Origin of the sequence: Paraburkholderia translucens, from assembly GCF_020881035.1 — a bacterium.
In the GTDB taxonomy this organism is placed as follows: domain Bacteria; phylum Pseudomonadota; class Gammaproteobacteria; order Burkholderiales; family Burkholderiaceae; genus Paraburkholderia; species Paraburkholderia translucens.
This window is the reverse complement of sequence record NZ_JAJITC010000020.1, coordinates 79,728-91,040: the sequence shown is the minus strand read 5'-3', so window position 1 is coordinate 91,040 and position 11,313 is coordinate 79,728. Positions and strand designations below refer to the sequence as shown.

Here is an 11,313-nt window from a genome sequence, read left to right as displayed (position 1 = left end):
GAGCTGCTTGGTGTTCATGAGGCAAGAAAAAGCCCCTAAGAACCAAGTTCAAAGGGGCTTCGAAACAACGCCGGCGTCAGTCTACCCAAACCAAATCGTCAACAGATTAGGCGATGGGCTTGCTCGTTTGGCGGGTTATGTGTCACTGCAAGTCGACGCGCGCTAACCCACCATTCGATGAATGATGCTAATAATCAGCGCAATACGGATGTCGAGGCAGTTCATGCCGGCGATCTTCGTCGAGTTGACTGGCTTTGTCAATCCGCGGATCCACACCAGTCAATCTCTCTTAGCGCGGTTATCGCCACGCAGCGAATCAATTGCAACACTTCGGCCGCAATGGCCCGGAAAATTACGGGGCGCGCAAGCAAGCGCGCCCGCGGCTACGACCAACGCCGCGATCAATCGCGCACGCCGCTCTGCTTCCTGAACGCCGCCAGAATGCGCTGCTCCAGCGCGTTGTAATCGCGGCCAAAATGATGATCGCCGGAAGTGCGGATCACTTCGACACCGGTCCTCTCCAGCGCCGGGCACAGCGTGTCGGTTTCGCTCGCGCCATAGAAACATTGGACGATCGACAGCGGCACATGCGTCAACTCGGGCCGCACGTTCAGCGCCTTGTCGCTCGCGGGCATGCCGAGCCAGCCGCCCACGCGGATCTGGAAATCGGCGTCGGGCGCGAAGCCGAGCAGCGAAATCAGCGACACCTTATCGCGCTGAGCCTGCGGCAGACGGTTGTACGCGAAAGGCATCACGTCGGCGCCGAACGAATAGCCGATCAGCGCGATGTGCTGCGCGTGCCAGCGCGCACCGTAGGTTTGCATCACGCGTGCGAGATCGCGGCTCGTTTGCGCGGGCGGCTTCTCGCTCCAGAAATACCGCAGGCTATCCCAGCCGACCACCGACACGCCGTCTTTCTGCAGCGCCAGCGCGATCGTCTTGTCGAGATCGCGCCAGCCGCCGTCACCGGAAATCACGATCGCCATCAGGCCGTTCGGATGCTCAGCCGGCAGCTCGATCAGCGGCAAATCGGACACGTCGTCGTCGCTCGTCGATACCGGCTGCAGATGCGGCGTCAGCAACGCGACGAGACGCGCGCGATCGGCATTGCCCGTGCTGGCCTTTTCGACGAAGCCGGGCACCTTGTCGCGGATCACGGTCGGATCGGGCGGACACGGTTCAAAGCGCGCGTCGAGCGTGGGCTCGGCATCGACTGACACCGCGCCTGCAACCGTATTGGACGGCGCCTGCTCGAGTACGTGCATCGCGAGCGTCGCGCCCTGCCCCGTACCCGCGACGATCGGCGCGAAATAGTTGCTCGACTGTGATTGCCGTTCGAGCTGATGGCTCAGCGCTTCGGCATCGCCCACCAGCTTGTGGCAGGTTTCCTTTTTGGCCGCGAGGTTGGCTGCGTAGCGTGCGGTGTCGACGCCCACGGTCAGCGCGCCCGCTTTCGCGAGCGCGTCGGCGCTCTGCTGATCGGCCGCACTCCAGCCGCTCGCCTGCGAGTACAGCACGACGAAGCCGCGCAGCGGCCCCTCGGGTTGTGTGACGCGAACGTCGCCATAGCGGCCGCCAGGCACGGTGGTGGTGGTTGCGTGCGCGAGCGCGCCGCAGCTCAGAACGCTCGCCGCGATGGCGAGCCGAAACAACGGATGCAAAGTCATGAACGCCGGCCTCCAGCCAGCAGCGACAGGTCCGCGAGCGTGAAGAACACGCCCGAGCCGGATGCCGCGAGATAACGCGGCTCCCAGCGCGGCTGGAACTTGCTCTTGAAAGCACGCAGTCCGCGGAAGTTATAAAAGCGGCCACCGAAGCGCCACAGGATGCCGGCCAGCCGATGCCAGCGCGACGCGAGCGGCGTCGGCTGCACGCCCGAGAGCGGCGCAATGCCGAGACTGAGCGAGCGGAAGCCCGCCTGTTTCAGATGCAACGCGAGCTGCGTGAACAGATATTCCATCGCGTACGACGACGCGCTTTCGACGTGACGCATCACGCCGATGGTCGCCTCGGTATTCATGTCGGTCGTCATGAAGGTCACGAACGCGACCGGCTCGCCGTGCTGGCGCACCAGCATCACCGATTGCGCGGCGAGGTATTCGTCATTGAAAGCCGCGACCGAGAAGCTTTTCTCGCGTGCATCGTGGCTGTCGAGCCAGCCGTCGGAAATGCCGCGCAGCGTTTCGAGCGACGCCGGCACGTGCGCCTGATCGATCACTTCGACGCTGAAGCCGTCGCGCTCGCCGCGTTTCAGCGCGTAGCGCAGATGCGCGCGATGCGAGCCCTTCAGATCGAATTCGTCGAGCACGACGTGCGCTTCCTCGCCGAGCTTCATCAGCGTGAGGCCGGCGTCGAGATACAACGGCAGCGCATTCGCGCGTACCTGGTAGAACGCGGCACGGCCGCCGTGCGCATGCGCGAGAGCGACGAACTTGCTGATGAGACCAGCCCACTCTTCGCGCGGGCCCACCGGATCGTGCAACGCGGCCCACGTGCGCCCGTATTTCGCGTACATGAGAAACGCCTCGCGCGACTCCGAAAACAGAAAGCTCTTGTCGCCCATCAGCGCGAGACCGGCGTCGCTGCGCTCCTGCGCGCGCACGATGCGCGCGGCGTCGTGCAGATCTTCGGGCGCTGGCTTGACGAAGCGGCCCGGGGCCGGACGCAGCAATTGCCAGAACGAGAACGTCGCGGCGAACAGGCTCGCGGCGAGCGTCGCGCGCAGCGCGCGTGGCGCGCGCTCGTCGAACGCGAATTGCCACCACAGGTCGCGTGTGTACGGCACGTCACGGAAAGCGAACAGCATGACCCAGGTCGCGAGCATCAGCACCATCGCGACCGATACGAGCCAGCCTGCGGTAAAACGCTCGGCGAACAGCGACGAATGACGATTGAAGCGCTTGCGCGTCGTGAGCAGCAGGACGATCAGCATGCCGAGCACGCCCGCCTCGACGAACGCGAGACCTTTGGTGAGCGACAGCGCGAGGCTCAGCACCGCGAGCGCGAGGGTCATCCACCACGCCGCGTCGAGTCTGCGCAGCAGTCCGCGCGCGACGAACAGCAGCAGCACGCCGACCACGCTGCACAGCATCTGCGAGCTTTCGAGCACCCACAGCGGCACGACGTCGCGCAGCATATGAATGCGCTGCCAGAATGCGGGCGTCGCGCTCGAAATCACCAGCATGCCGCCGACCACGAACGTGACCAGACTTAGAAACAGCGGCGCAAGCTCCGACACACGCTCCGCCTGCAACAGCGACAGACGGTTTTTCAGCGCGCGCCCCTCGAAGCCCGCGAGCAGCGCCGCCGACACGGCGAGCGGCACCCCGAAATAGATCGCGCGATAAGCAAGCAGCGCGGCGACCATCTGATGCATCTGCACGCTGCCGCTCAGCGTGAACGCCATCGCCGCCTCGAACACGCCGACGCCGCCAGGCGTATGGCCGATCATGCCGAGCAGCATTGCGGCTGCGTAGACGGTGATGAAGCCGGCAAAGCTCACGTTCGCATGCGGCAGCAACGCCCACAGCGCGAGGCCCGCGGCGATCACGTCGAGCACCGCTAGCGCGACCTGCGCGAGCAGATCGCGGCGCGCGGGAATATCGAACGACAGCCACTGCCAGCGCGTGCGAATCGGCCGGGTTTCGCGGCGGCACGCGGCGGCGATCAGCGCCAGCGCGACAAGCAGTGCCGCGCCGCTCCAGCGCAGCGCGTCCGGCGACAGATGCAGCATCGGCGCAAGCTGGCCGGCCATGCAGACCATGCCGAGCGCAGTCATTAGCACGAGCGCGAGCGCGAGCGACACACTCGTGAATACCGTCATGCGGCCGATCTGCGCGGGCGTGATATTCGCGACGCCGTACACGCGCGCGCGCACCGCCCCGCCCGTGAGCGCGCCGAAACCGGTCGCGTTGCCAAGCGCCGAACCGGCGGTCGCGCCGACCCACAGTGCCGCGCGCGGCACGCTTGCGCCGAGATAGCGCAGACCGACTGCGTCGCGCCCCACGAGCGCCACGTAGCTGAGCGCGGTCGCGCCGAGCGCGCCGATCCATTCGCGCGCCGACAGAGCGCGCAACTCGCGGATCACCGACCGGTAATCGACCGCCTCCGACAGATGCTGCAGCACCACCAGCAACAGCCCGCAAATGACGAGCGCAAGCACAGGCGGCAGAAGTCCCCGGCTGCCAAGCGCCTTCGATACGCGGCTGAGCAACGTGCCGAAGCGTTCGAACCTGTTCTGAAGTCGGTGAAACATGGTCAATGCGGGCCTTGCGTGGAGCGGTCGCGGCGACGGGTCGTCTCGCGCGGTATCGCCTGCGGCAGCGATTACAAAGAGATAACGGCAAAAGATGCAAAAGGTTGACAGCATTAGCTATTTTGCTGTCGATCCTGTTGCTCGGCGCGTGTCAAAAGGGCGCGATTGTAATGCTTCCTCGCGGGATGCGCGGCATTACGATCTGAGGGGACGGGTCTCGATGGTGCGGCTCACGGCGCGAAGCGCCAGTGACTAGCGGCGCGGCCCGCATGACAGGGCCACAAAGCACAATGCCCGCTGCTCGAGCGGGCATTGACACGACAGCCCGGGGCCTGCGCGGCCCTCGGGTAACGCATCGCGCGCTTAGTTCGGGCGACGATGCGCTTCGGCGATCACCGCGCAGTTCTGCAGATGCAGGTTCAGCGCGTGCAGCGCCAGCGCGCGCAGCTTGGCGAGGAAGGTATTGGCAGCGGGGGTGGAACGGACAGCGTTCGATGAGGTGTTCATGAGAGGCTCCGTATAAGGGTTTTTACCTACGCAATAGCCCTATTATAGCCGCCTCTTGATGCGCTGCAACAAAAAATTCCGAGATATTCGCCCTGGCGCGACATCGCAGTCGTGGGTCTGGTACGAAAACTCGTAAGGGGGCGGCATCGGCCGCGCCAGTATTAACAATCCGCACCGTACAGGTGCAATAATGCCCCCTTTGCCTGCGACGCCTTGCCGCAGCCCCGCCCGTCATGTCGGTCGCCGAAACTCGGAAAGCTCTGATTGCGCCCCTTATCGTCGCGTGCGCGATGTTCATGGAAAGCGTCGACGCCAACGTGATCGTCACCGCGCTGCCGGTCATGGCGCGCGATTTCGGGCGCGACCCGGTCACGCTAAAGATCGCCGTCACGAGCTACGTGCTCGGGCTCGGCGTGTTCATCCCCGTGTGCGGCTGGCTCGCCGACAGGTTCGGCGCGCGCACGATATTTCGCACGGCAATCGGCATCTTCGTCACGGGCTCGCTGCTGTGCGCCGCGTCGAACTCGCTTGCCACCTTTACGATTGCGCGTTTCATTCAGGGCGTCGGCGGCGCGATGATGGTGCCGGTCGGGCGGATCATCATTTTCCGCGTGGTGGAGAAAGCCGACTTCATCCGCGCGATGAACTATCTGAGCGTGCCCGCCATGCTGGGCCCCGCCGCCGGTCCGCTGCTCGGCGGCTTCATTACGACCTATCTGCACTGGCGGCTGATTTTCTTCATCAACGTGCCGATCGGCATTCTCGGCATCTATCTGACCCATCGCTACATCGCCAATACGCGCGAACCCCATCCCGGCCCGCTCGACTGGATCGGCTTCCTGCTGTCGGCGGCGGGCGCGGTGCTGTTGCTGCTCGGCTTGTCGCTGGTCGGTGGCGAACTGATTTCGAATCTGGATGCTTTCGGCATGTGCGGGGTCGGCGCCGTGCTACTCGCGATCTACGTCGCGTACGCGCAACGCGTCGCGCTGCCGCTGCTCGATCTGCGCTTTTTCAAGGTGCCGACCTTCCAGGCGAGCGTGCTCGGCGGCTCGCTGTTTCGCATCGGTCTTGGCGCGTTGCCGTTTCTGCTGCCATTGCTGCTGCAGGAGGGTCACGGCATGAGCGCGTTCCAGTCGGGATTGATCACCTGCGCGTCAGCGTTCGGCGGCATGTTCATGCGCGTGATCGCCTCCACCGTGCTGCGCCGTTTCGGCTTTCGCCAGGTGCTCGTGTTCAACGCCGCGCTCTCGGGCATCTCGATCGCCGCGTGCGGACTCTTCTTCCCGCACACGCCGACATGGATCATCTGGGTCGTCGTGCTGCTCGGCGGCTTCTTCCCCGCGTTGCAGTTCACGAGCCTCAATTCGCTGACCTACGCGGAGATCGCGAGCCGCGACGTCGGCCGCGCGACGAGCCTGGGCAGCGTCGTGCAGCAGATGTCGCTCGGGCTCGGCGTGACGCTCGGCGGTATCGTGCTGCAGATCTCGCGCGTGCTGCACGGGCACCCGGGCATCATGTGGTCGGACTTCTGGCCCGCGTTCCTCGTGGTCGGTCTGTGCTCGTTCGCGTCGATTCCGGTCACGCTGCGCTTGCCGCGAGGCGCGGGCCAGGAGATTTCGCGAGGTGGGCGTGAGTGAGCGGTATGCGGCCGCCCTGCAACGGTTCGAAACGGAGGCTAGGGTGCGCCGCTTCCGCTGAGCCGCCCATCGGCCTTCGCGAGCAGCGCGTCGAGCACCGCCATTTCGACGGGCTTCACCAGGTGCGCATGAAATCCCTCGCGGCGAGTGCGATCGAGATCGCTTGCATGACTGAAGCCGGTCATCGCGGCGTACATCGTGCGGGACATCTCGGGCAGCGCGCGCATCGCCGCGAGCGTCGCATAGCCGTCCATCTTCGGCATCGCAAGGTCGATGAACGCGAGATGCGGTGTGAAGCGCGGCGCGATCTGCAGCGCCTGCTCGCCGTCATAGGCGATGCGCACCTCGTGGCCTTTCAGTTCGAGCAGCATCGCAAGACTGTCGGCCGAATCGCGGTTGTCGTCGACGAGCAGAATCCGCATCGGCTGTATGTCGGGAGCGGTCGTGATCGTGCCGCTCTCCGTGGTTTCGGACTGCGCATCCGCGAGCGGCAGGCTCAGCGTGAACGTACTGCCGAGCCCCGGCCCTTCGCTGCTCGCCACGATGCTGCCGCCATGCATTTCGACGAGCGACTTGCACAGTGTGAGGCCAATCCCGAGGCCGCCTTCAACAAAATTCTGGCCCTCCTTCTCCTGCGCGAACAGCTCGAAGATCCTGTCGAGCGACCGCACCGGAATGCCGCAGCCGGGGTCACGCACTTCGAGCACTGCCATGCGAAAGTCGATCCGGCCCAGTATGTCGATCACACTGCCGCTCGGCGAAAACTTCGAGGCGTTGTGCAGCAGGTTTTGCAGCACCTGCACGAGCCGCGTCATGTCGCCGCGAATCACCACGGGGTCCGCGGGCACATGGGCGACGACGCTCTGGCTGCGCGCGTCGAGGAACGGCCGCGCCGCTTCGATCGCGCGCGCGATGAGTTCGGAGAGATCGACGCGCGCGATGCGCAGCTCGACCTTGTCGGACATGATGCGGCCGATATCGAGCAGATCGTCGACGAGCCGCGTCAGGTGCGTGACCTGGCGGTCGATCAGATCGCGCGCCCGCGCGAGCACGGGGCTCAGACCGGTTTCCAACTGCATCGTGCCGACCGCGTTGCGCACCGGCGCGAGCGGATTGCGCAGTTCGTGTGCGAGCGTCGCGAGAAAATCGCGCATGCGCTCGCTCGAGCGTTCAAGCTCCTCGCGCCGGCGCCGCTCGGTCAGATCCCGCGTAACCTTCGCGAAGCCGCGCAGCCGGCGCGCTTCGTCGTACATGGCGGTGATGATCACGTTGGCCCAGAAGGTCGAGCCGTCCTTGCGCACGCGCCAGCCTTCGTCTTCGACGGTGCCGATCTGCCGCGCGATGGCGAGCGCGCGCGCGGGCTTGCCGGCCGCGGCCTCGCCCGGCACATAGAACAGCGAGAAATGCCGGCCGACGATTTCATCGTGCGTATAGCCGTTGATGCGTGCGGCGCCTGAGTTCCAGCTGACAACGAAACCTTGCGGATCAAGCATGAAGATCGCGTAGTCCTCCACGCTGTCCACAAGCAGTCGGAAGCGCTCCTCGCTTTCCCGCAACGCCTCCAGATACTCGCGTTGCGCGGTCAGATCGCGCGTGATCTTCGCGAAGCCCGTGAGCGTGCCCGCCTCGTTGCGCACCGCCGTGATCACGACGTTCGCCCAGAACATCGTACCGTCCTTGCGCACACGCCAGCCTTCGTCCTCGAAGCGGCCGGTCAGCGTCGCCTGTTCCAGCTCGTAGGCCGGCCAGCCGCGTGCGACGGCTTCCTCGGTATAGAAACGCGAGAAATGCTGGCCGACGATCTCGCCTTCCGTGTAGCCCTTGAGCTTCTGCGCACCGGCGTTCCAGCTCACCACGTGTCCGGTCGCGTCGAGCAGAAAGATCGCGTAGTCCGAGATGGCCTGCACGAGCGACGAATAATCGACGCTGACGGACGTCGAGCGCGGAGCCTCGGCCTGCATCCGGGCGGGGCCGCCGTCGTCGCGGAAAGAAGAAGCATCGAGCTGTTTCATGGCGGGACGCACAATGGGAATTTTTGTTGTAAGCAAATGGCGCGCCTGGCCGGCGGCGGAGCCTTCGCGCGCCCGCTCGCCAGGCGCAAAGCCGATAGCGGCGGGCTTTGCGATCGCTTGAGGGTCTTCACGGCCGACATCGCCGCGTGGTGGTTTCGGATTTCGCATTGCCGTTCGTTAGCAAAAACATCCGTCTCGTTGAAAAAGCTATTCACGTCGTTCGCCACCCGCTTCGCGCCCCCGCCCGCCCGCGCCGCCGCACTGGGCGGCCGCCGCGGCTCAACACGCCGCGCCGATCTTTTCAGCGAGCTTCGCGTCGTAGCTCGAATGGACGTGCACGCGCTTCTTGTCGGGATAGGCGTACGCGTAGGCCTTGCGCAGCGCGAGCGACGCCTCGTGAAAGCCCGACAGGATCAGCTTCTGCTTGTTCGGATAATTCGCAATGTCACCGACCCCGAAGATGCCCGGGCGCGAGCTTTCGTAGTTCGAAGTATCGACATCGACACGTCCGCCGTGAATCGTCAGTCCCCACTGCGCGATCGGGCCGAGATCGGCGACGAGTCCATACAGCGCGATCAGATGCTCGGCTTCGAGTTCCACCTCGCCGCCGATCTGCCGCAGCGTCAGCGAACGCAGCACACCGTCTTTCGCATTGAGCGCCGCGATCCCACCGACGACGAAGTCCATCTCGCCCGCGTCGACCGCGCGCCGCATCCGCTCGACGCTCGAATCGGCCGCGCTGAAGCCGGCACGCCGATGCACGAGCGTCACGCGCGCCGCGACCTTGCGAAGCGCCAACGCCCAGTCGAGCGCCGAATCGCCGCCGCCCGCAACGACCACGTTCTTGCCGGCGAAGTCCGCGAGGCGCGGCACGCTGTAGTGCACGTAGCGCTTTTCGAGCGGCGCGGCTTCGGCTAGCGTGAGCTTTTGCGGTACGAACGCGCCATTGCCGCCGGCGAGCAGGATCGCCGCGACGTCGAACACGAGGCCGTGCTGGGTGCGCGCGGTCCAGCGTCCGTCGTCGCGCTGCTCGAGCGTTTCGACGCGCTGTTCCAGATGGATCGGCACATCGAACGGCTTGCACTGAGCGAGCAGCCGCTCGACCAGTTCGCGCGCGGTGCACGAGGTAATCGCGGGGATGTCGTAGATCGGCTTGTCGGGATACAACTCGATGCACTGGCCGCCCACGCGTTCGAGCGCGTCCACGATCTGACAGGTGAGTCCGATCACACCGGCCTCGAACGCCGCGAACAGCCCCACGGGACCGGCGCCGACGATCAGGACATCGGTGCGGATCGGCGGCGCGTGCGGTGCAGGGGCGTTGGCGTCAAGGGTCATGGGGCGGGTCTCCGGGTCACGGTAAGAAGCGCAACGGCAGGATCGATGAGCCACCATACCGAATCGGCCCGCACGCGGCAACGATGTCATCGTCGATGGTAAGGATGCTCGGCACGCATGATCAGCGGCAGGAAGATGACCCGGGTCAGTCAACGCACTGAAACCCCGTCCCAAAGCGGCCTGGATCTCTCTTGCATCCAGATCGCATCGCTTTTTTCCTTCAGGCGCCTTTCTGTAAGCAAACATTTCTTTCCGATTTTTGCTGAATATTTTTCGGCGCGTTGGACTATTTTGCTGCTTGCGGCAAGGTGGGCGCCCTGCGAACCGAGCGCCCGACCGCGCCGCGTCGCGCCGCTCCATGTCGCTTCGGTTCGTTAAAAGGCGTCATCCCATCCATGTCCAACGCGTCAAGTTCTCCCAGCGCCGGTGCGCCCGTTGTCTCCATCTGCGTGCCCACGTGCAATCGTCCCGATCTGCTCGTCGAATGCGTCGACTCGTGCCTCGCGCAAAGCTATCGGGATCTGGAAATCGTGATTGGCGACGACTCGACGGACCTGCGCACGCGGGAGCTGATCGCGCGGCGCTACGGCGACGAGCCGCGCGTGCGCTACACGTTGCACGAGCCGCCGCTTGGCCAGGCGCGCAATGTGTCGAGCCTGTTCGCTCAGGCGCGCGGCGAGAAGATCCTGCTGATCCACGACGACGATTTGCTGACGACCGACGCCGTCGACAAGCTGGTGTCGCTATGGCAGCGCTATCCGCGACTCGATGCGGCATTCGGCGCGCAGTACGAAGCGGATCACGACGGCGTGATCGACCTCGAAGCGAGCGTGCGCCTGAACGCGGCGTTCCGGCGCACGAAGGCCAGCGAGGGTTTGCAGCCGCTCGCAGGCCGTACCGGCCTGATCCAGATGTTTCCGAACAATGGATGGATGGCCGATGCGCGGCTCGTCAAGCGGATCGGCTACCCGGATCAGCACGGCATGTGCTGCGATTTCGTCTTTGGCGTGAGGCTGTGCCTCGCCGCGCGCGAGGTCTTTTATGTGCACGACTACCTTTCCGTGTATCGCAAGACGGCCGCGTCGATCTCGCACCGCACGCGCGGCACGCCCACGGCCGCACCGTTGAATGCCTACGCCTACGTGAAGTCGCTCGACCTGCCGGCGCGACTCGAACCGTCGCGGCGGCTCGCGCTGCGGCGGCTCGCACCGATCGTCGTGTCGATTCACGCGCGCAACGGCCAGCCGCGCGCGGGCCTGCAAGTCGCGCTCGCGCATCTGTTTGCCTACCGCTATGGATTCGACGCGCGCCTCTACTACCACCTGGCGATGCTCGCGCGCGCGGCACTGCGGGCGCGGCCATCGGTCGCCAGCGCCGCGACCGATGCGGCCGCCGCCGCGGTCGCGGCCGTCGCGGCCGCGCCGGTAGTCGCCGCGGATCAAGCCGCGGCGGTCAAGGAGTTCGTCAACGAACTGGTGAGCGAACGGCACGAGCCGCTGGAATTGCACGAGCGAGTGTGAATCGCCATGCGTTCGACCGTGTCACCCACGACGATTCGTCCTGT

Annotated in this window: 7 protein-coding genes; 2 read left to right on the top strand and 5 right to left on the bottom strand. The window is 65.3% G+C overall.

Annotation, left to right across the window (positions count from 1 at the left end; genetic code table 11):
- Window positions 1-401: 401 nt before the first annotated feature.
- The 3 genes from LJ655_RS27290 to LJ655_RS27280 all read right to left on the bottom strand — a co-directional run bounded on the left by LJ655_RS27290 (window position 402) and on the right by LJ655_RS27280 (window position 4,762).
- Window positions 402-1,667, bottom strand: a complete 1,266-nt coding sequence (locus LJ655_RS27290; protein WP_230564282.1) for a virulence factor family protein — start codon at window positions 1,665-1,667, stop codon at window positions 402-404.
- Entirely contained in the window at window positions 1,664-4,255 is a 2,592-nt protein-coding gene (mprF, locus tag LJ655_RS27285; protein WP_230564281.1) for a bifunctional lysylphosphatidylglycerol flippase/synthetase MprF, read from the bottom strand. The genes LJ655_RS27290 and mprF overlap by 4 nt, the downstream gene beginning before the upstream one ends.
- 363 nt (window positions 4,256-4,618) lie before the next feature.
- Window positions 4,619-4,762, bottom strand: coding sequence for a hypothetical protein (locus tag LJ655_RS27280; RefSeq protein ID WP_230564280.1), 144 nt, complete (start codon window positions 4,760-4,762; stop codon window positions 4,619-4,621).
- Window positions 4,763-4,995: 233 nt separating this feature from the next.
- Between LJ655_RS27280 and LJ655_RS27275 the strand changes: the two genes are divergently transcribed.
- Window positions 4,996-6,399, top strand: coding sequence for an MFS transporter (locus tag LJ655_RS27275; protein WP_230564279.1), 1,404 nt, complete (start codon window positions 4,996-4,998; stop codon window positions 6,397-6,399).
- Between the two features lie 38 nt (window positions 6,400-6,437).
- Here the strand turns inward: LJ655_RS27275 and LJ655_RS27270 are convergent, their stop codons facing one another.
- A complete protein-coding gene (locus LJ655_RS27270) occupies window positions 6,438-8,411 on the bottom strand; it encodes a PAS domain-containing hybrid sensor histidine kinase/response regulator (protein ID WP_230564278.1) in 1,974 nt (657 codons plus the stop codon).
- A gap of 279 nt (window positions 8,412-8,690) precedes the next feature.
- Window positions 8,691-9,749, bottom strand: a complete 1,059-nt coding sequence (locus LJ655_RS27265; protein WP_230564277.1) for an NAD(P)/FAD-dependent oxidoreductase — start codon at window positions 9,747-9,749, stop codon at window positions 8,691-8,693.
- Between the two features lie 395 nt (window positions 9,750-10,144).
- Between LJ655_RS27265 and LJ655_RS27260 the strand changes: the two genes are divergently transcribed.
- Complete coding sequence (locus LJ655_RS27260) at window positions 10,145-11,269, top strand: glycosyltransferase family 2 protein (RefSeq protein WP_230564276.1); 1,125 nt, start codon at window positions 10,145-10,147, stop codon at window positions 11,267-11,269.
- Window positions 11,270-11,313: the final 44 nt, after the last annotated feature.

Excerpts from the sequence above, each read along its gene's own strand:
- LJ655_RS27290 (WP_230564282.1), bottom strand. The coding sequence starts at position 1,667 with ATGACTTTGCATCCGTTGTTTCGGCTCGCCATCGCGGCGAGCGTTCTG.
- mprF (WP_230564281.1), bottom strand. The coding sequence starts at position 4,255 with ATGTTTCACCGACTTCAGAACAGGTTCGAACGCTTCGGCACGTTGCTC.
- LJ655_RS27280 (WP_230564280.1), bottom strand. The coding sequence starts at position 4,762 with ATGAACACCTCATCGAACGCTGTCCGTTCCACCCCCGCTGCCAATACC.
- LJ655_RS27275 (WP_230564279.1), top strand. The coding sequence starts at position 4,996 with ATGTCGGTCGCCGAAACTCGGAAAGCTCTGATTGCGCCCCTTATCGTC.
- LJ655_RS27270 (WP_230564278.1), bottom strand. The coding sequence starts at position 8,411 with ATGAAACAGCTCGATGCTTCTTCTTTCCGCGACGACGGCGGCCCCGCC.
- LJ655_RS27265 (WP_230564277.1), bottom strand. The coding sequence starts at position 9,749 with ATGACCCTTGACGCCAACGCCCCTGCACCGCACGCGCCGCCGATCCGC.
- LJ655_RS27260 (WP_230564276.1), top strand. The coding sequence starts at position 10,145 with ATGTCCAACGCGTCAAGTTCTCCCAGCGCCGGTGCGCCCGTTGTCTCC.